General features: G+C 63.6%; 14 protein-coding genes. 6 read left to right on the top strand and 8 right to left on the bottom strand.

The window, feature by feature from the left end:
• Positions 1-122: 122 nt before the first annotated feature.
• Positions 123-1,781 carry an AMP-binding protein gene (locus GPA25_RS16975; RefSeq protein WP_169261591.1) on the top strand — a complete coding sequence of 553 codons (1,659 nt, stop codon included), beginning with the start codon at positions 123-125 and terminating at the stop codon, positions 1,779-1,781.
• Between the two features lie 8 nt (positions 1,782-1,789).
• Here the strand turns inward: GPA25_RS16975 and GPA25_RS16970 are convergent, their stop codons facing one another.
• From GPA25_RS16970 to GPA25_RS16935, 8 genes are all read right to left on the bottom strand, one after another.
• The gene (locus GPA25_RS16970; protein WP_169261590.1) at positions 1,790-4,453 is read right to left on the bottom strand and encodes a winged helix-turn-helix domain-containing protein; all 2,664 of its coding nucleotides are present in this window, start codon (positions 4,451-4,453) and stop codon (positions 1,790-1,792) included.
• Between the two features lie 159 nt (positions 4,454-4,612).
• Complete coding sequence (locus tag GPA25_RS16965; RefSeq protein WP_169261589.1) at positions 4,613-5,797, bottom strand: acetyl-CoA C-acyltransferase; 1,185 nt, start codon at positions 5,795-5,797, stop codon at positions 4,613-4,615.
• 53 nt (positions 5,798-5,850) lie between these two features.
• Positions 5,851-6,297, bottom strand: coding sequence for an acyl-CoA thioesterase (locus GPA25_RS16960; RefSeq protein WP_169261588.1), 447 nt, complete (start codon positions 6,295-6,297; stop codon positions 5,851-5,853).
• A gap of 133 nt (positions 6,298-6,430) precedes the next feature.
• Positions 6,431-8,539 carry a 3-hydroxyacyl-CoA dehydrogenase NAD-binding domain-containing protein gene (locus GPA25_RS16955; RefSeq protein ID WP_169261587.1) on the bottom strand — a complete coding sequence of 703 codons (2,109 nt, stop codon included), beginning with the start codon at positions 8,537-8,539 and terminating at the stop codon, positions 6,431-6,433.
• An 84-nt stretch (positions 8,540-8,623) separates the two neighbouring features.
• A complete protein-coding gene (locus GPA25_RS16950) occupies positions 8,624-10,684 on the bottom strand; it encodes a molybdopterin-containing oxidoreductase family protein (RefSeq protein WP_169261586.1) in 2,061 nt (686 codons plus the stop codon).
• A gap of 195 nt (positions 10,685-10,879) precedes the next feature.
• Positions 10,880-12,130, bottom strand: coding sequence for a 2-hydroxyacyl-CoA dehydratase family protein (locus GPA25_RS16945; protein WP_169261585.1), 1,251 nt, complete (start codon positions 12,128-12,130; stop codon positions 10,880-10,882).
• Positions 12,118-14,178 carry a 2-hydroxyacyl-CoA dehydratase gene (locus GPA25_RS16940; RefSeq protein WP_169261584.1) on the bottom strand — a complete coding sequence of 687 codons (2,061 nt, stop codon included), beginning with the start codon at positions 14,176-14,178 and terminating at the stop codon, positions 12,118-12,120. Before GPA25_RS16940 ends, GPA25_RS16945 begins: the two co-directional genes overlap by 13 nt.
• Complete coding sequence (locus tag GPA25_RS16935; RefSeq protein WP_169261583.1) at positions 14,175-15,074, bottom strand: acyl-CoA dehydratase activase; 900 nt, start codon at positions 15,072-15,074, stop codon at positions 14,175-14,177. Before GPA25_RS16935 ends, GPA25_RS16940 begins: the two co-directional genes overlap by 4 nt.
• Positions 15,075-15,239: 165 nt before the next feature.
• On the opposite strand from GPA25_RS16935, the gene GPA25_RS16930 reads away from it, so the two are divergent.
• The 5 genes from GPA25_RS16930 to GPA25_RS16910 all read left to right on the top strand — a co-directional run bounded on the left by GPA25_RS16930 (position 15,240) and on the right by GPA25_RS16910 (position 20,955).
• Positions 15,240-16,259 carry an AraC family transcriptional regulator gene (locus tag GPA25_RS16930; RefSeq protein WP_169261582.1) on the top strand — a complete coding sequence of 340 codons (1,020 nt, stop codon included), beginning with the start codon at positions 15,240-15,242 and terminating at the stop codon, positions 16,257-16,259.
• Positions 16,260-16,541: 282 nt separating this feature from the next.
• Positions 16,542-16,787: a YfhL family 4Fe-4S dicluster ferredoxin gene (locus tag GPA25_RS16925; protein WP_169261581.1), complete on the top strand. Its 246-nt coding sequence runs from the start codon at positions 16,542-16,544 to the stop codon at positions 16,785-16,787.
• A gap of 525 nt (positions 16,788-17,312) precedes the next feature.
• The gene (locus GPA25_RS16920; protein WP_169261580.1) at positions 17,313-18,587 is read left to right on the top strand and encodes an acyl-CoA dehydrogenase family protein; all 1,275 of its coding nucleotides are present in this window, start codon (positions 17,313-17,315) and stop codon (positions 18,585-18,587) included.
• Positions 18,588-18,623: 36 nt separating this feature from the next.
• On the top strand, positions 18,624-19,814 hold the full coding sequence (locus tag GPA25_RS16915) for a thiolase C-terminal domain-containing protein (protein ID WP_169261579.1): 1,191 nt from the start codon (positions 18,624-18,626) through the stop codon (positions 19,812-19,814).
• Between the two features lie 31 nt (positions 19,815-19,845).
• Entirely contained in the window at positions 19,846-20,955 is a 1,110-nt protein-coding gene (locus tag GPA25_RS16910; RefSeq protein ID WP_169261578.1) for a saccharopine dehydrogenase family protein, read from the top strand.
• Positions 20,956-20,957: the final 2 nt, after the last annotated feature.

Raw genomic sequence — 20,957 nt, 5'->3', positions numbered from 1 at the left:
CTCGCCTGTTCCGAATCGCAGCCAGCGATAGCCCCCCTCTCGCTAGGTGGTGTCCGATTCCGACGACTACACGTTAACCTCTTCCTATGTCGGCAAACCCGGACATGCTTAGGAGGCAGCCCATGCTCAAGGGACTCATGCAGGACGTCCCCCTGCTCGTTTCTTCTCTGATCGAACATGCGGCGAGGTGCCACCCCGAGGCGGAAGTCGTCTCCCGCACGGCGGAGGGGACGATCAATCGCAGCACCTATCGGGACATCGCGCGACGCTCGAAGGGACTGGCCAGGGCGCTGCTCGCCCTCGGGGTGAAGCCCGGCGAACGAATCGGCACGCTGGCCTGGAACGGCTATCGCCACATGGAGATGTACTACGGCGTTTCCGGCATCGGCGCCGTTCTCCACACCATCCACCCGCGACAGTTTCCCGAGCAGCTCGAATACGTCATCAATGACGCCGAAGACCAGCATCTATTCTTCGACGTCACCTTTGCACCGCTGGTCGAACGCCTGGCGCCGATGCTCCGGACGGTGAAGCACTTCGTGGCCATGACGGACCGCAGGAACCTTCCGCTGAGCGACATTCCGAATCTGCTGTGCTATGAAGACCTGATCGCCGGGACCGACGAAGACTTCACCTGGCCGGCCTTCGATGAAACCACGGCTTCGTCGTTGTGCTACACGGCAGGCACGACGGGAACGCCCAAAGGCGTCCTGTACTCGCACCGCTCGACCGTGTTGCACACGTTCGCGATATGCGCAGCCGACAGCATGGCGCTTTCAGCGAACGAGGCCGCGCTGCTGGCAGCGCCGATGTTTCACGTCAATGCCTGGGGCGTGCCCTACGCCGCGGCGATGTGCGGCATGAAACTCGTGCTGCCCGGGCCGGCCAACGACGGCAGGAGCCTGTACGAGCTGATGCGCGATGAACGGGTCACGCTCGCGCTCGGCGGACCCAACGTCTGGGCACCGATATTCACCCATGCGGAAGCCACGCATCGCAATCCCCGGAAGGATCTCCGTCTGCGCCGCGTGGTCATCGGCGGAGCCGTGCCGGGCGGCAAGCTCACCGAACGGTTCGCCTCGCAGTTCGGGGCCACCGTCACGCAGGTCTGGGGGATGACGGAGAGTTCGCCGATCGGCGCGGTGGGCGTTCCCCTTTCCGGGCACGGCGAAGTGGAGGACGGGTCGACGACGGCGCCGGGGGCCAGACAGGGCCGTGCGCCGTTCGGGGTCGAATTGCGCCTCGTCGACGACGCCGGCCGGCGCGTGCCGCACGACGGACATACGCGCGGGCACCTGCGCCTGCGCGGCCCCTGGGTCGCCGCCGCCTATTTCAAAGCGACGGGGGCATCGCCGCTCGACGCGGACGGATTCTTCGCAACCGGGGATATCGCGACGATCGACGGGAAGGGTTGGCTACGGGTCACCGACCGGGCGGCGGACGCGATCAAGAGTGGTGGGGAATGGAAGTCCTCGGGCGAACTCGAAGCAGTCGCAGTCGGTCACCCCGGCGTTTTCGAAGCTGCACTGATCGCGCTTCCCGGCACACAATCGCGCGCCCGCCGGCTCCTGGTCGTCTTGAGGCGCAACAGCTGCGAGGTGAGCCGGGAGGAACTGCTCGACTACCTCGTACAAAGACTGGACCAGCGCTGGTTGCCGGACGACGTGGCGTTTGTCGAGCACATTCCGCATACCGCCACCGGAAAGGTGCGCAAGGGGCAGTTACGGGAAATGTTCGCCGCGCACCCCTGGCCGGCGGAGGCCGCCGCTCCCGTCGTCTGATCGGCCGCTCAGTACGGATCGTTGAGGATACCCAGCATCCGCGCGCGGTCGACCACGTGCCGTCGCGAGCCCGCATTGAATTTGACGAACAGATTCTTGACGTGCCACTTGACGGTCTCGTCGCTGATGCTCAAGGCGCTCGCGATCTGCTTGTTCGACAGATTGCGCCCGAGCAACTGAAGAATCTCTTCTTCCTTCGCGGTCAGTAGCCCGCCCGTCCTGACGACCGTCGCATAGGAGGGGGGAACCGCTGTCCGCCGCTGCGGAACAGGCGGACGTTCCGGCACGAGTTCGTCGCCGGCCACTTCCCCGCTCTCCCACTCGCCGACCAACGGCTTCAGATAGTTGAGCGCGCGCCGCATCCCGAAGATATCGGCGAGGCCAACTGCCTCGTCCAGCCGGGTCTTCCATTCCAGGCCACGATGCCTGCACGCAAGCGCGATGAGGAATTTGGTCTCCACGCCTTCCCGCCCGCGACGCAGCTTTTCCGTTTCGTCGTGCAGGGGTTCGAGGATCGCCAGGGCCTTTTCCCAATCGCCGCTCGCGATCGCACCGTAACCGCGGGCCAGGCCCATGCGCAGCAGCAGCAGGCGCCCAAGGAGGGTGTTCGTCTCCAATTCGGGCGCCATCTCTTCGAGGCGCTCACATGCCTCGAGACAGGATCGCGCGCGTCCCTGCATCATGTGCATGCGCGCCTGTTCGAACAGGCTCGCGACGCAGTAACGCGGCATATTGCGGACTTCGCCGAGGGCGAAGAGATTGTCCAGCAGATCGAGCGCACGTCGATGCTGCCCCTTCATTCGCGCAAGCCGGGCGGCAACCTGGTATCCCATGACGATCGCTTCAGGCGCCGAGACGTGCTCCAGCACGTCCAGCCGTCCCACCAGCACGTCTTCCGCCGCATCCGTGTCGCCGAGCTCCCAGTGGGCCATCGCCAATGCCGAGGCCAGCATCGCGCTCACGCCATTGCGGCGGCCGATCGCGTCGTCCGCGCGCCGCGAAGGTTCGGCGAGCCACTCCTGCGCGAGCTGCACCTGCCCCTCCCACATATAACTGAAGCCGATCCCCCACTCGGCCCAGCCGCGCACCGCATGCAGTCCGGCGGGCACGTCGACGTACGCCGCCCGGATCAGATGTCTCGCACGCTCTGGATTGCCGCGGTAGATCTGGGCAACCGCCGTGCAATTGGCGTAGATCGCCTTGAGGGTCGGCGGCGACGAACCCTCGTGCCCCTTCCATGGGGCGAGAATATTCTCCATCGCGTCGATCCGGTCGGCGAAATAGGCCGCCGCGCCACTGATCAAAGCGCTCTCGAAACGTTCTTCCACCGGAGCAGCGGAAATTCCGCGCACCTTCTCGATCAGCCGGGTCGCCTCGTGGTGCCGCTCGCTCAAGGCAAGCACCCAGGCGGCACCGAGCAGCGTGCGTGGATGGCGCTCGAGCTCTTCGGGCGGCATGCGCTCCAGCCAGTACATCAGACGGACATGGTCGCCTTCGAGTGCGGCACCGTATATGCATTCACTGATCAGGCCGTATGCCAGTGCATCCTCGCCCGCCGCGAGAGCCTGGTCCGCCGCCGCCTCGCGCATGCCATGGTCGGCCAACCAGCGCGCCGCTCGCCCGTGCAGCGCCTGCCGCTCGCCGTCGGGACGCTTGCGCAGCTGCCCGAAGAGAAACTCGCGCACCATGGGGTGAAACCGGATCCAGTCCGTCGTGAGCCCGTCGGCGAAGATCGGCAGCGAATCACGCACGCGCGCCAGCACTTCGGGAGCATCCTCGTAGCCGGAGACAAATGCGCACAGATCGACCTGCAAGGCGTCGAGGAGCGAGATGCGGACGAGGAATTCGACGATGCGCGGCTCCAGATCGCGCAGCAGGCCCTCGAGGAAATAGCGTTCGAGATCACCCGTCGCGGCATCCATCGTCGCGATCGCCGCGTTCAGATCGGCTTGGCGTTCAATGACCACCATCGCCAGCTGGAGCCCCAGCGGCCAGCCGGCCGCCTTTTCGTGCAGGCGCATGCAGGATTCGGCGTCGATCCGATCCTTGAATCGCGCCTTCAGGATCTCGACCGTTTCCTGGCGAGTGAAGCGCAGCCGGTCCGCACCGACGGAGGCATACAGGCCCCGCGCCAGGAAACCCGAAAGCGGCAGCCGCAGCGCCTTGCGGGAAGCGAGGACGACGCGGAGATTCGGCGGCGCGTTGAGGATCAGATAGAGCAGCGATTGCTGAACGGCATCCGAAGCTGCCTGCGCCTCGTCGAGGATCAGTACCGTCTCGGCGCCGAGATTCGCGACTTCGGCAAGCCACGCGGTCAGGCCTTCGAAGTCGCTGCTGCCCTGGCGGATCAGCTGTGCGACGGCCCGCTCGAACGTCGGCCGTCCGCTCGCCACCCTCATCGAATACGCGAGCCCGCCGGTAAAGCGGGCAACGTCGTCCCGGTCGTCGAGCGTCAGCCACGCGACGAGCGCACCGAGATTCAGTGCCTCGCGTCGCCACTGGCCGAGAAGCGATGTCTTGCCGAAGCCAGCCGGGGCGATGACTTCGATGATCGTCTTGTGCCGGAGATCCTCGCCGTCCCAGCTGAGACGGCCTCGCAGCAGTTGGTCCTTGGGCACGCGCGGCGGCGTGCTCTTGAGTACGAATTCGGGATTCGCCGTTTCGGTTGTCATTCCGCAGGTACGCGCAGAGGCTCTTCGGACAGGTGTGGTAGAGACTATCGCAGTCGGTGACGAAACGGAATCACACGTACATTCGCGGCACGGGACCGGTGACGCGGCGCACGGGAGTTGATGCTCCGGTCCCGGTCCCTGCGCGCTACCCGTCCCGGGTCAGCAAACCTCGAACAGCCCCGCAGCCCCCATGCCGCCGCCGACGCACATCGTGACAACAACGTAATTCACACCGCGTCGCTTGCCTTCTATCAGCGCATGGCCGACCAGACGTGAGCCGGTCATGCCATAGGGGTGGCCAACGGAGATCCCGCCGCCGTTGACGTTGTATTTCGCCGGATCGATGTCGAGATGGTCCCGGCAATACAGGGCCTGGCACGCGAAGGCCTCGTTGAGCTCCCACAGGCCGATATCGCCCACCTTCAGACCGTGCTGCTTGAGCAGTTTGGGGATGGCGTAGATCGGACCGATGCCCATTTCCTCCGGGGCGTTGCCGGCCACCGCGATACCCCGGTAGATGCCCAGCGGGGTCAGGCCGCGGCGTTCGGCGAGCTTGCGCTCCATGACGATGCAGGCCGAGGCGCCGTCAGACAGCTGGCTCGCATTGCCGCCCGTGATGCACCCGCCCTCGACCACGGGTTTCAGGCTGGCAAGCCCTTCCAGGGTGGTGTCGGCGCGATTGCCCTCGTCCCTGGCGAGCGTCGCTTCCTTGTACGAGACTTCCTTCGTCTCCTTGTTCACCACTGCCATCATGGTCGTCAGCGGCACGATTTCCTGGTCGAAACGGCCCGCCTCCTGGGCGGCGGCCGTGCGCTGCTGCGATGACAGGGCGTACAGGTCCTGCACCTCGCGGGAGATGCCGAATTTCTTCGCGACGTTCTCGGCGGTCAGAAGCATCGGCATGTAGGCATGGGGCGCGAACTTTTCGACGTTCGGATCCTTGTCCTTGGCCGCCCATTCGAAATAGCCCGCCTGGACCGCCGAGATATTGTCCTGCCCCCCCGCCGCCACGACTTCCATGCCGTCGACGATGATCTGCTTGGCGGCCATGCCGATCGCCATCAAACCGGAAGAGCACTGACGATCGACGGTCTGTGCCCCGGCCGTGACCGGAATTCCTGCGGCAAGCGCCGCATTGCGCGCGATGTTCATGCCGGCAGTACCGGCCGCCAGGACCGTGCCGACGATCACGTCTTCGATCTCGGCCGCGTCGATGCCGGCACGCTGCACCGCATGATTCAGGGCGTGGCCCATCAGCGTCGGCGACTTGGTGTTGTTGAAGGCACCGCGGAAGGCCCGGCCGATCGGGGTCCGCGCAGTGGAAACGATGACAGCTTCTTTCATGATTCAGATCCCAGAACAGGTTGTTGGATGATTCATTCGATACGCCGGGCGGGTCACGCCGGCACGGACGCCCGGGGCATGGACTCACTCGACAGGGGCGGCAACGGGCGCGGCCGGCGCTCGTCGTCCACGGCCACATAGGTGAGCGTGGCCTCCGTCACCTTCACGATCACGTTCTCGGAGAAGTAACGCTGCGCGTACACCTCCACCTCGACCGTCACCGACGTATGCCCCACCCGCACGATCTGCGCGTACAGGCTGACGATATCGCCCACGAACACCGGTTGCTTGAAGGCGAAGGAATTCACCGCCACGGTCGCGGCGCGCCCGCCGGCACGGCGGATGGCGAGGATGCCGCCGGCGATATCGACCTGCGACATGATCCAGCCGCCGAATATGTCCCCGGTGTAATTGACATCCGCCGGCGAGGGCATCACCCGCAGCGTCGGCTCCCGCCCTGCGGGCAGCTCCGTCATTGGCTCTCTTTGCGGCATGGTCATGGCTACTTTCCTCCCACTTGTTTTCCGGGGCCTGCGACCCCTTGTCCGCGGCCGCCCCTCGCCGGGGAGTCGACCGTGCCGCGGGAGCCGTTCCAGCGCTGTCGCCTCCTCGGCACCCCGACGATCCCGCGCCTCAAGCGTCACCGAACTCTCGCTCGGCGACCGCCAGATCCCCCACGAGCCCGGCCACGGTCCAGTAGCCGTAGGCGTTGCCGCGCTGGCCGGCATAGTGTTCGAGGCATGCCACGATCTGCTCGAGGCCGATGACATTGGCGGCATGCATGGGCCCGCCCTTCAGCGCCGGGAAGCCGTAACCGTTGAGCCACACGATGTCGATGTCGCCCGCACGGTAGGCGATCCCTTCCTCGAGGATCTTTGCCCCTTCGTTGATCAGCGGGTACAGACAACGCTCCACGATTTCCTCGTCGCTGACGTCGTTGCGGCGGGCGATGCCGTATTGCTTGGCGAGCCCCTCCATGATCCGATCGACCTCGGCGTCATGCACGGGCGTGCGCCCCTCGTACCGGTAATATCCGGCACCGGTCTTCTGGCCATGGCGACCGAGTTCGAACAACATCTGACATGCAACCCGATAGCCCGGATCGGCCGGAAGCGCCCCATCCTTGCGGCGTTCGAGCACGACTTTGGCGGCCACATCGACGCCCGCCATGTCGATCATGCGGCACGGCCCCATCGCCATCCCGAAGGCCTCGATGGCGCGATCGATCTGCGTCGGCGTTGCACCTTCCAGCAGCAGAGCCTCGCATTCGCGCAGGTAAGGTTCGAGCATGCGGTTGCCGATGAAGCCGAAACAGACGCCTGAAACGACGGCCACCTTCTTGATCTTCCGGGCCAAGGTCATCACCGTCGCCAGCACCGCGGGATCCGTGTCGCGACCGCGCACCACCTCGAGCAGGCGCATCACATTGGCAGGGCTGAAGAAGTGCATGCCGACCACATCCGCCGCGCGGCCACTGGCTGCGGCCAGCACGTCAACGTCGAGCGTCGAGGTGTTGGTGGCGATGATCGCGCCGGGCTTGCAGACCTCGCCCAGGCGGGCCATCACGGCCTTCTTGACGTCCATGCTCTCGAACACGGCCTCGATGACGAGATCGCAGTCGTGCAGGTCCACATAGTCGAGCGAACCGCTGCACAGCGCCATGCGCTGCTCGACCTGTTCGAGCGTCATTCGACCCTTGTTCGCTGTCGCCTCGTAGTTCTTGCGAACGATGCCCAGGCCGCGCTCCAGCGCATCGGGCTTCACTTCCAGCAGGATGACGGGAATACCGGCATTGAGGAAATTCATGGCGATGCCGCCGCCCATCGTCCCGGCACCGACGATCCCGACCTTCCTGATCGGCCGCAGCGGCACATCCTTGGCGATGCCGGGAATCTTGCTAGCATCGCGCTCGGCGAAGAACGCATGACGCAGTGCGGCCGATTGCGGCGAGTTCATGCACTCCACGAAGAGGTCGCGCTCGTACTTGAGTCCGTCGGCGAAAGGCATGGTTATCGCAGCCTCGACGCAGTCCACGATCCGTGCCGGCGCGATGGCGCCTCGGGCCTTCTTCGCCAGCGCGGCTCGCGTATCGGCAAACAGTGTCGGCGAGACACTGGCCCGATCGACCTCCCCCTCACTCGCCAGACGAAGCGGTGCGCGCGTGGCGATCAGTTCCCCCACGAAACGCTGCGCGGCTTCGAGCAGGTTGCCTTCGACGATCACGTCGATGAGATCCTTGTCGAGTGCGGTCTGGGCCGACACCGGAGCGCCGGAGAGCATCATGTCCAACGCATCGGCAGCGCCGATCAGACGGGGCAAACGCTGAGTCCCGCCCCCGCCCGGCAACAGACCGAGCGTGACTTCCGGCAAACCCAGTTTGGCGGTCGGCGTGGCGACGCGGTAATGACAGGCGAGAGCGAGTTCCATGCCACCGCCGAGCGTCGTGCCGTGCAGTGCACAAACGACCGGAATATTCAGGTTTTCAATGGCAGCATGGACGTCGTTCGGATCCGCCTCGGAAAAGGCGTCGGTGCCGAACTCGGAGATCTCAGCCCCCGCGACGAAAGTGCGTCCGGCACAGGCGAGAACCGCGCCCGCAACGCTCGGGTCGCCGGCGAGTTCCTCGAAGGCGTTCAGCAAACCGCGGCGCACATCGGCAGAGAGCGCGTTGACCGGCGGGCGGTCGATGGTGACGACGGCGATGGCGCCGTTCCTGGTCAAGGTAACAACGGGTGAATCCATAAGATTCCCTCTTTCAATCGATCGAACCGGAATGCGCGGCGGCCGGGGGCCCTGTTGCGCCCCCTCCCCGCCGCGGCCTTGAAACTACGCGTCAGCGGGTGGATTTCCCCACGACTGTTCTTCGGAATAGACGCGAACGGGAATGCCGCGCAACTGCACCGAACCGGTCGCCGGACAGTTGGCCCCATCGCCTTCGGTGAGGATGTTGATGTTGTATTTGCGCCAGTCGTATTCGTTGTTTTCCGCCTCGGTATCCCACCACCCGAAAGCAGCAACGATGACGTTAGGGTGCACGTGCTCGGAGATCTTCAGGCGCTGCTGGATGCGCCCCTTGCGCGATTCGATCCAGATCATCTCGCCTTCCTTGAGCCCGTACCGGGACGCGGTCCGCGGATTCAACTCGCAGATCGCCTCGGCGCTGTACTTCTTCATGCCCTCGATGTGCCGGTAGCCGGAGGAGAAATACGCCCCTTCCTTGCCGTTGGTCAGGTGCAGCGGATAGCGCTCCCACTGCTCCTTGCTGAAGCGCTGCGCCGAGACTTCCTTGAACGTGGGCAAGGGGCTGATGCCCAGTTGGGTCATCTGCTGCGAATAGAACTCGAACTTGCGCGACGGCGTCTTGAAGTAGCCGTCCGGGTTGTCCTTGAGGTAATGCTTGGTCGGATGGATGACGCGTTTGTCGGGCGCGCAGAACTCTTTGAAGGTCATGCCCGAGTCGGCCATCATGATGTCGAGGCACTCTTCCCAGTCTTCGAAGAAGTGTTCGCGCATGCCCATGCGTTTGGCCAGTTCGTTGATCATCTTGGCGTCCGGCCAGGCTTCTCCGGGCGGCTCGACGGCTTTGGGCTGGGCACGGATGTGGCCCAGCCAGGCCGGCCAGTAGGCGAGCGAGTTGTGCTCCAGCGGCAAGGCCGCCGGCAGCACGATGTCGGCGATCGCAGTGGTCGAGGTCGGGAAGATCTCGGCGACGACGAGGAACGGCACCTTCATGAAGGCTTCGTAGGTGGCCACCGAATCCGGATAGGTCAGCAGCGGATTGGTGACGTGGCACATCGCCATCTTCACCGGGTAGGGATCCTCGGAAAGGATCGTCTGCACCAGCGACTGCGTCGGCACGTAGGCCGCGCCCATCGCGATGGGGAATTCCTTGCCGATCGACTTGTGGGTCGGACGGGGATGACTGCGGTCGAAATAGAAGCGGCCCGGGCGGCCGAATTTCGCCGGCGTGTTGATCAGCTCGCCGCCTTCGACCCCGACGTTGCCCGTCAGGCCGCGCAGCATGCTGACGGCGCGGCAGATCTGCAGCGCCGCGATCGAGTTCTCCAGCGCGTTGCCCCACATGATCAGGCCGGGCTTGGCGGTGGCGTAGGTACGCGCGACCGTGCGGATCGTCTCGATGTCGATCCAGGTCTCATCGGCCACGTCCTGCAACGTGAAGTTCGCGACCTCTTTCTTCAGTTCCTCGAAGCCGACCGTGTAGTTGGCGACGTAATCCTTGTCGTACAGATCTTCGTCGATGATCACCTTGGCCATGCCCATGGCCAGCGATCCATCGGAACCGGGCTTGAGACGCAGCCAGTGATCGGCCTTCTCGCAATAGCGGTTCTTGCCCGGCTCCATCATGATCAGCTTGGCGCCGTTCTTCATCGCCCGCGCCACATCCTTCTGGGTGAAGCAACGGAAGTTGCTGCCGGTGTTCTGCGGGTTGGAGCCCCAGATGATGATGCATTTCGGGTCATACCCGGTGTCCCCGAGGACGTGCATCGTGCCGATGGAGAACTGATCGGCGTGGCCGGTCTGCACGCCGCAATAGTTGCCCGGCGTGATGACGTTGGGGGTTTCCAGGAAGGTCGCGAAGCGCTGCGCGAACGCGTAGTCCATGCTCTTGGGTTCACCCAGGACCATGGCGATGCTCTCGGGGCCGTAGGTCGCCTTGTAGTGCTTCATCTTCTCGGCGATGGTGTCGAGCGCCTCGTCCCAGGTGATCCGGATCCACCTGTTTTCGCCGCGCTCACCCGCCCGCTTCATGGGGAACTGCAGGCGCTTGCCGTGGCTATGCGCTTCGGGAATGGTGATAGGCCCCTTCCGGCAGTCGCAGATGTCGACATGCTGTCCGCTACCCGCGTCGGCAACGACCTTTATCATCTTGCCGTTTTCGTCGAAAGTGGCTTTTAGCGCACAGTGACTGGGGCAAACGAAGCAATAAATGTCTTTCTTTGTCTCCATGACCGTCGTCCTCTGGAACATTTGATGGAACTGTTCATGCACGATCGGGATTGAGCGGCACCGCCGTCCAACCCCGATCCATGCCTCAACGCACGCCGCTTGGGCTCATGTCCCTCACGACAGCATCTCGACGAAGGCCCGGACGCGGGTCAGCAACTGCCCGGACGGCGCCCCCACCTGCCAGCTGCCTTCCAGGAAGGAGCTCGGCACACCCTTCTGGTGGAAATGGTTGCGGAACAGTTCGACGTGCATGCCGCCATACGGGCAGCCGATGTAGGTGTAGAACAACATCCCCTTCGAACCGGTCTCCTCGATCATCTTCTCGATGTACTTGATCTGGTTCACCGGCGATCCGGTGACGAAGTAGTCGAGGATGAAGCGGGCCATGGACTCGAGGGGCGGAATCTCCTCGTTCCACACGCGGTCGTAGGGGTTCGGGGTGAACCAGCTGAGCAGCGCGCCGCCCATGTCGTCCACCGCCTTGAAGACCCCGAATTCCAGACCCCGGGCGCCGACCCAGGTGAGCGGCACGATTTTTCCGAGGGGAGACTCGACGTAGGGGGCGGTCTTGAGTTCCTCGATCAGCTGATCGAGCATGGCCTCGTACTCGTCCGGCTTGCCGAAGTAGTGGGCCGACCCCATCAGCAGGAAGAGCACGGGCAGGCTCTTGATGTAGAGCGGGTTGCTGACACGCAGCTGGATGATCTCGCGGAATTTGGCCATCAGGCGGTTGAGACGCTTGATCTCGAAGCGCATCTTCTCCTCATCCACCGGCTTGCCGGTCAGGAAGACCGCCACGTCTTCCAGTTCGCTGGCGAGGAACTTGACCATCTGCTCCAGGCGCTCGTCCCCGCCATGGACCGGCCGGATCACCTGCTCGACGCGGTGTATGTCGAAGCCGAACTCCTTGATCATCTCGTAGCCCATGTTGAGGGGCTCGCAGACCGTGGACAGGGCCACCACCTTCTTCATCGAGTTGTCCTTGCGCAGGTACCACTCGCCAAGCAGTGCGGAAACCATGGAACAAGTTTCCTTGGGCATGTCGAAGAGTTCCTCCGCCCTTTCCGCCGCACCCTCCGCCGCGGAGAGGCGCCCGAGGTCGTACACCGCCACCGGAATCGTGTCGCAGGCGTACAGCAGGGGGGCTTCCATCAGGCCGGTGGACCATACGGCCGGCTTGCCTTCCTGGTTGCCCTTTTCGGCGTCCGGCATATAGGAGAGCGCCAGATCGTAGAGCTTCTGGATGCCCTTGGAATAGCCGTGGGCCTGCCGGCTCTGCTCGATGTACTCAAGCTGGTTGCGCGGTTCGTTGGGGACGCTGGGGGCTTTTTCCATCGCGGAAGCCTTTTCCATTACTGCTTGCATGCTTGCTCTCCTTTAGCTTCTTTGAGAACTTCGACGAAGGCCTCGAGGCGGGTCTTGATCTGGCCGGTGTCGCCTTGCGAATAGTCGGTGTCCAGCTCCAGAGCAGGTAGTCCGATCTCGTGGAAGCGGCGCATGAAGAGGCCCTTGGTCTGGGAGAAGGACGGGCAGAACTTGAGGGTGTAGTAAATGACCGCGTCCACCTTGTATTCCTGGGCCAGGTTGCCGGCGAAGTCGATGCGCTTGGTGAGCGGCGACTGGCGGGCGCAGGGGGCCTGATCCAGGTAGGCGTTGGCGAGGTCGCGGTAGGGATCGTCGGTTTCCTCGATGTCGTAGTAGAACGGGGAGAGGCCGGTGCAGTGATCCTCGACCACCACATTGACGCCGATGTCCTTTTCCAGCAGGTCCATCAGCCGCCGGTCGCCGTCGGCCATGATGCCGCCGCAGATCATGATGCGCAGACGGGGCGTGTCGTCGTCGGGAACGTCCGCCAGGCGGTTGTGCAGATCCTCGAGGATCGGCAGCTGCTCTTGGGCCGGAAGACTGCGGTAGGCGCGGGTGATTTCCAGGAAATCGCTGCCTGAAAGCGGCGGACGGTTGCGCTTGCGCAGATCCGAGATCTTGTGGATGGTCTGGCGCAGTTTCCGGTGCAGCTGGATCGCCTCGCGGATCTTGGCTTCTTCGACCGGCTTGCCGGTCAGCTTCTCCAGATCGTTCTTGAAGGCGATCATTTCGCCCCGGAAAAAGTCCCGTGCGCTGGGCTTGTCACCCGTCCGCGGCACCACGTAGCCGTAGGACGGCTTGAAGTAATGGTTGATCGCGTTGGAAGTCGCGCGCATCGTGTCGCAGGTGTAGAAGGTGACCACCTGGTCGAGGGCGTCGTGGAAGGGGTCCTTGGTGCGGAAGTGGCCGATGACGCTCTTGGCCATGTCACAGAACACGCTCTTGACGATCACTTCGCCTTCGGCCACCACCGAGGGCGTGCCGCACTTGTCGATGCGCCCGTAGGCGACGCCGGCGGCGGTCAAGAGCTCGGGCGGCGTGTAGGTGCAAAGGTAGCCGACCTTCTTGACGTCCTTGCGCTCGATCAGGGAGACCTCGGCATCCTCGATGCGGCGGGTCAGGTCCGACACGTCGAACTTCTCGGCCACCATGGCCACTTTTGCCCCGCGTTTCTCGATGGCTAGGCGCTGGGCATACACCGCGGCGCCCAGGCAGCCGGCGAAGACCATGTCGAGCTTGGGCTGCACGATCTTCTGGCCCAGCAGACGCTCCAGGGCGTGCTTCATGCCGACGTTGTTGGACACCCCGCCGGTGAAGACAATGTCGGACTCCAGCGGAATGGCGCGCAACAGGCCGACGACGCGCTTGGCGGAGGCCAGGTGCACCCCGGCGGAAATGTCGGCCGACGTCTCGCCCTTGGCGCGGTGGGAAATCACCTCGGATTCGGCGAAGACGACGCACTGGGCGCTGACTTCCAGGTCCTTGGTGTACTTCATGGACTCGGGCCCCACGTCGAACATCGTGAGGTCCAGCAGGGTCGCTGCCTTTTCGAGGAAGCGCCCGGTGCCCGCCGCGCACTTGTCGTTCATGCGGAACTTGACCACCTTGCCGGTTTCCGGATCCACCTGGATGGCCTTGGCGTCCTGGCCGCCGATGTCGATGATGGTGCGGGTGCCGGCGTTCAGGTAGTGGGCGCCCATGGCGTGGCAGGAGATCTCGGTGAGGATCTCGCTGGGCACCGTGTCGAATTTCAGCGCGATCCGGCCGTAGCCCGTGCCGACGATGAAATCGATGTCTTCCATCGTGATATTGGCGTTTTCGTACAGCTCTTCCAGCAGTTCCTTGGCCGTATCCTGCATGTCGAGGCCGGTGGGCAGCAGGGCGGTGTAGAGGCGGCCCTCGTGCAGCAGCACCGCCTTCGAGTTGCGCGACCCGATGTCGATGCCCATCGAGGTGACCCCGGTCAGCTCATGAACCAGCTTCGGGTCGATGATGTCGGCAAAGGCCAGGCTGCGCTCTGCCGAAACGTTTTCGTGAAGCGTGCTCATGCCTCCACCTCCATTTCCTGCGGGGTTGTATCGAACTGGGCCGTGCCGCAAATCTTTTGCTGGGCGATCACGGCCGCCCCCAGGCATCCGGCGAACACGGCATTGAGCCGCGGCGTGACGAAGGGGCGATTCAAGAGGCTTTCAAGCGCATGCTTGACGCCGATGTTGTTGGCGACCCCGCCGGAGAAGGCTAGCTCCGGGTCGAGGCCGATCCGGTTGACCAGGTTGCAGACCCGGCGGGCAATGGCGAAATGGACGCCGGCCGCGATGTCCTCGCCCTTCTCGTTCTTGGCCTTGAGGGAAACGATTTCCGACTCGGCAAAGACGACACACTGGCTGCTCATCTGGATCTCCTTGGTGGAGGCCATGGCGCGAGTGCCGAGCTCGTGCAGCTGATAGCCAAGCATCTCGGCGGTCTTCTCCAGGAAGCGGCCGGAACCGGCGGCGCACTTGTCGTTCATGGCGAACTCGGTGACGCGGCCGTTGCTGGTGTCGAGCTTGATGGCCTTGCAGTCCTGGCCGCCGATGTCGATGATGGTGCGGGTGTCGGCGTTGAGATAGTGGGCCCCCATCGCGTGACAGGTGATCTCGGTGATCACTTCGGCGGGGATGCCCTCGAACTGCAGGGCGATCCGGCCATAGCCGGTGCCGGTGATCATGGCGATGTCGCTGCGCTCCCGCCCCGACGCCTTGAGCAGCTTGTCGACCAGGCGCTTCGCCGTCTCCGCGGGATGGACGCCGCTGGCGGTAATGGCGGTATGAATATAGTCGCCGCTAATCATCACCGCCTTGGATTGCCGGGAACCGATGTCGATGCCGACGGTGGTCACCGGCTGCACCTCGGGTATTTTCCTCGGGTCAATTACGTCGGCGATCCTGAAGCTGCTCTCGCTCATAATTCGCTCCTCCAACAAAAATTTTTGATTTGGTCTGCGTGGTGCCACATTAAGGACTTCGGGCCCCGCGGGATTGACCTGCAAAGACAGCAACTTGACATTTGGTGACACGCAGATAGAGTTAAATCTGCGTTATTCCTTTCGCGGGCGAATTCAGTAATGGCCATGAAAAAGCTTCATCGCAGTGCGGGCCTGACCAATTACGTCGAGCTGGCGCAATCGCTGAATATTTCGCCGCTGGAGGAATTGCGCCGGGTCAATATCAGCCCGGCATGCCTGTCGAACCCCGACACGAAGATTCCGTTTTCTGCCTATGTACAGTTGCTGGAAAACTCGGCGACGGCAGCCGGGGTGGAGAATTTTGGTCTGCGCCTGGCGGAGGGGCGCCAGCTCTCGAATCTCGGGCCGCTGGGCATCGTCCTGAAGAGCCAACCGACGATGCGCAAGGCGCTCGAGGCGATACGCAACTACTGCCACCTGCAAGCCGAGGCGGCGATGTTCCTGTTCGAGGAGGCCGACGGTGTTCTGATCATCCGCGAAGAGTTGATGCCGGATCGACCGGAACCAATTCGCCAGGCAACCGAACTATCGCTTGGCGTGCTGTACCGAACACTGCGCGTCTTGCTGGGCAACGAATGGCATCCGAATGCCGTGTGTTTTCGCCATTCCGCGCCGAGCGACCTGCGCGTGCATCACCGTGTGTTTGATACGCGGGTCCAGTTCAACAGCAATATCGACGGAATAATCTGCCGCGCGGCGATTCTCGATGATCCACTGCCGACCTACGATCCGGAAACGGCGCGCTACATGCAGAAGTTGCTCGAGGTCATCAACACGGAACCGGCGCAGTCACCCGCGGAAAACGTGCGGCAACTTGTGTGGCTGCTGCTGCCGACGGGTCGATGCTCGGTCGAAGTGGTCTCCCAGCACCTCGGGCTCGATCGCCGCACGCTGCATCGTCATCTGCAAAGAAGTGGACAAACCTTCTCCGAAATCCTCGACGGTGCGCGGCGCGATCTGGCCGTCAAATACTTGAGCAACTCCCAGCGCCCGCTCAAGGATCTGGCGGAATTGCTGGGATTCTCGGAGCCGTCGGCCTTCTCGAGATGGTTTTCCAGCCGCTTCGGCTGCACCGCCACGATCTGGCGCCAAACGCACCTGAGCGACAGACCTGAAGCGATCTAGCTTTCGGCAGACGCACCAATAGCATTCAGTACGCCGGCGTTCGGCCGGCGCCCCTCACTGCTGTTGCTCACCGCCAGCCGTCGAACCAACGACTCGCGGCAAGCCGATCTCGTAGCGGTCGGCGCTCAGGCGCCTGCCCCCCGCTGTCACGGATTGTCAAGTCGATGACCTTGAGCGTCAAACGCTCTTGAGACGCCCACGCGCTAAATACCGCTCACGAGCATCAAGCCGAAAACGTCTCACCGCGGCCACGAGGCATCGGGGACACACGAGGAGGAAGACATGGCACTACTGATCAATTCTGACTGCATCAATTGCGGCATGTGCGAAATGGAGTGCCCGAACGAGGCAATCGCTCCGGGCGAAGACATTTTCGTGATCGATCCGACCAAATGCACGGAGTGCGTCGGACATTTCGCGAAGTCGCAATGCATGGAAGTCTGCCTTTCGGACTGTATTTTTCCTGACCCGAACCATCGCGAAAGCAAAGATCAATTGCAGGAAAAGTCCGTCCGATTGGCCGCCTAGGCCCAAGCGCCCTGCGCTACCCCGAGCGCACCGCCGCGACTCCGCGGGAAGGACGTAAGAAGCGGGGTAACCGACATCGTCAAACTCGCCGAACCGTCGTGATCTCAGCGTCACGATGGACAGGAGGTTTCTTGTCCATGCAAATCGATATCTCTCGGAAAGACCCGGATTGCGGCATCACGTGTGCGGCAATCCGGCTGCTCCTGACGGCCCTCGGTTGCGCTGGCTGGGTGGCCGTCTGGACGGTCGTTTATCGCTCCGCCCTGGGACTCTAATCAGCCCACCTCACCTGGGGGGGTGACCAATCAAATCGGATGCCTGATATTTAGGTCGCAACTTAAGAATCGGAAAAGAGCGAAATCCAATTCAGGACCCAGCCAAGTTAATTGTTCCATTGGCAAATAAGCAGGGCTTCGATGTGTTGGGGAAGGCAAAGACCGAATTCAATTCCAATTGATCGCGATTTCGCCTTTATCGCCATAGACATTGGCAGGACCAATTTTCTAATCCAGCGCGGTGATATATATGTTTGCATTTGACAGAATCCCGAACCCCACGCTCGGCATGGCCGGCCTCGAAGCCCAACTCTCCGAGGAAGAGCGCGCCATCCAGGAGGTCGCACACCGTTTTGCCGAAGAGGTGATGCGCCCGATCGGCCGCAAGCTCGACCACATGACACCGGACGAGGTCGTGGCGGCCGGTTCCCCGCTGTGGGATTACGTCAGGCAGATGAAGGAGATCGGCCTGCTCGACCTGCAGGCGGTCGGCGCGATGAGCTCGGAGCAGAAGGCGCGCATGCTGCCGCTGATCTTCGAGGAACTGGGCTGGGGCGACCCGGGTCTCGCAATCTTCTCGCTCGCCACGGCCTTCCCGGCCTTCGCCGCCTACATGTCGGGCGACGCCGAACTCATCGACCGTTTCGGCAACGGCATCGGTTGCTGGGTCGGCACGCAACCCGACCGCGGCAGCGACTTGGGCGACATCCAGGCCACCCAGGTCCATCCGGGCACCAAACAGGGTCGCGGCAACCTGTTCGCCAAGGTCGTCGGCGACGAGGTCGTGATCACCGGTCAATGTTCCGCGTGGGTCAGCGGCGCCCCGGTGGCCGACACCGGCTTCGTCTTCTGCCAGTGCGACTATGGCGACGGCCTGTGGAACGACCAGGGCGGTCTCAACTACATCGCCGCGCTGGTGCCCTTCGACAAGGGCGTCACCAAGGGCAAGCCGCTGGACAAGATCGGCCAGCGCCCCCTGCCCCAGGGCGAGATCTACTTCAACGACGTGGTGATCCCGAAGAAATACGTGATCGCGGGCAAGGACACCGCGCACGGCGCGTTCTTCGGCGCCCTCACCTTCGCCAACATGGAAATGGCGCTCACTTTCACCGGCGTGGCACGGGCCGCCTTCGAGCACGCCCTGGCCTATGCCCACGAGCGCAAGCAGGGCGGCACGCAGATCATCAACCATCAAAGCGTGCGCGCCCGCCTGTTCGACATGTGGCGCAAGGTGGAGAGCGCGCGCGCCATGGCCCACCGCGTCGTCAACTACAACTACGGCCCCAACGGCCCCCACGTCCTCGGCTCCATCACCAGCAAGACCTACGTCACCCAGGCCGCCTTCGAAGTCGCCAGCGAGGCGCTGCAGATGTTCGGCGGCAACGGCCTGACGAAGGAATACCCGGTGGAGAAGATCTTCCGCGATGCCCGCGCGGCGCTGATCGAGGATGGCGAGAACAACCTGCTCAGCCTCGTCGGCGGCAGCTGGCTCAGCACTTGGTACAAGCAGCAGCACGGACTGTAAGCGCGCCGATCAACCAATTCGAAAAGGAAACAGGGAATGACCCAAGTCGTGATTGCCGGCGTCGGCATGATTCCGTTCAAGAAGCCCGGGAAGAGCGAATCCTACGATGTCATGGGCGCTCAAGCGGCGCGCGGGGCGCTCAAGGACGCAGGCATCGTCTACGACCAGGTGCAGCAGGCCTATGCCAGCTACGTCTATGGCGATTCCTGCTCCGGACAGGCGGCGCTCTACAACGTGGGCATCAACGGCGTGCCCATCGTCAACGTCAACAACAACTGCTCGAGCGGCTCGACGGCCTTCGCGCTGGCGTCGCAGGCCGTCAAGGGCGGCCAGGTCGATTGCGCACTGGCCGTCGGCTTCGAGCAGATGGTGCCCGGCGCCCTCGATTTCATCTTCCCCGATCGCATCAACCCGATCCATCGGCACAACGGTGCGGTCGCCAATCTGATGCACTACACCGACGAAGAGCGCAAGTTGCCGCCGGCCATCCAGCTTTTCGGTGCCCAGGTGGATGCCATCAAGGAACGCTATGGCGTGACCGACCGGGCGCTGGCCCGCGTGGCGGTCAAGGCGCGCCGGCATGCCGCCGCCAGCCCGTTTGCCATCTTCCGTGATCCGTTGACGGAAGCCGACGTACTCGAATCGCCGCAGATCTACCGCGGCCTGCGCAAGCTCTACGCCTGCCCGCCCAGCTGCGGCGCCGCGGCGGTCATCGTCTGCAGCGAGGCCTTCGCCAAAAAGCACGGCATCCGCAGCGATATACGTCTCGTGGGTCAGGGCTGGCGCAGCGACCGGCAGGAATACTTCGACAGCGACAATCCGCTCGACGTGATCTTCCGCGGCGTGAGCCGGGAGACCGCCCAACTGGCCTACGAAAGCGCCGGTGTGGGACCGGAAGATATCGACGTCGTCGAACTGCACGACTGCTTCACCAGCAACGAAATCATCACCTACGCCGCGCTCGGCCTGTGCAGGGACGAAGACATGCAGTCTTTTGTGATGGACGACCAGAACACCTACGGCGGGCGCTACGTCGTCAATCCCTCCGGCGGCCTGCTCTCCAAGGGACACCCGCTCGGCGCCACCGGCCTCGCGCAGATCACCGAGCTCGTCTGGCAGTTGCGCGGCGAAGCCGGCGCCCGCCAAGTGGAAGGTGCGCGCACCGCGCTGCAGCACAACGGCGGGCTCGGCAGCGCGGGCTTTGTGCACATCTTCCAGAAGCAATAACAACGGATTCACACCTGAGTTGGAGACCTCCATGAGCAAGAAACCCGTCGTCGTCTACGGCGCCAGCGGCTACACCGGCCAACTGACCTGCGAATTCCTGCGCCACTACCAGATTCCCTTCATCGCCGCGGGTCGCAACCGCGAGCGACTGGAGGAAGCGATGAAGCGCGTGCCGGGGATCGAGACCGCCGACTATGAACTGGCGGTCGTCGAGCACGACGTCGCCGCGCTGACCAAGCTGTTTTCGGGCGCCAAGGTCGTGTGCAACGTCGTCGGCCCCTTCCTGCTGTACGGCGAAACCGTCGTCCAGGCTGCCCTCGAAGCTGGTTGCCACTATCTCGACACGACCGGCGAACAGGCCTTCATGCTGGACATGCGCGACAAGTACAGCGCCGGGTTCGCCAAGCGCGGCCTCTATTTCGGTCCCTGCACCGCCTACCAGAACGCGGTGATGGACATCGCCTGCCACGCCTGCGCCGAGCATGAGGACATCGACACCATCGAGGCCGTCACGATTCCGGCCGTCACGCCGACGGTCGGCTCGGCCCACACCCTGGTGCAGATGGCGCGCGCGAAGGAATACTTCCTGGAGAACGGCCAGCTGACCGCGTGGCCGCCGGCCTACAGCGCCGAGATGACCGCGCCCTTCACCACCCGCACCGTGCTCGGCATCCCCGGTGCCGGGCTGGCGCCCCCGCTGTGGTTCACCAGCCACCCGCGCATCCGCAACCTCAAGGCCCTGTGCGCCTTCGGCAACCGCCAACTGGCCGAGCAGATCATCGGCATCAACAAGCTGTACCACAACGAGCTTAAGAACCTGCCGGAAGAAGAGCAGATCAAGGCGCTGGCCAAGATCGCCGACGGTGTGCAGAGCGGCATGCCGCCGCGCGAGAACCCGCTGACCGCGCGCAACTGGGACACCGCCACCGGCACCGGTCTCACCGGGCGCGTCCAATACACGATCTACAGCCACAGCGGCTACCAGCAGACCGGCCTGCTGCAGGCCTTCGTCGCCAGTTGCCTGCTGCGCATGACGACGCCCCCCGTCGGTTTCCACAGCCCGTCGCAGGCCTTCGGCTACAAGAACGTGCTGGCCACGCTGGAGCGCTTCGGCTACGCGAAGATGGTGAAGGAAATTTAAGC

It is taken from the genome of Aromatoleum diolicum, assembly GCF_012910955.1.
Taxonomy (GTDB): Bacteria; Pseudomonadota; Gammaproteobacteria; order Burkholderiales; family Rhodocyclaceae; genus Aromatoleum; species Aromatoleum diolicum.
Note: the sequence above shows the minus strand (reverse complement) of the source record. Positions and strands in the feature narration are given on the sequence as shown.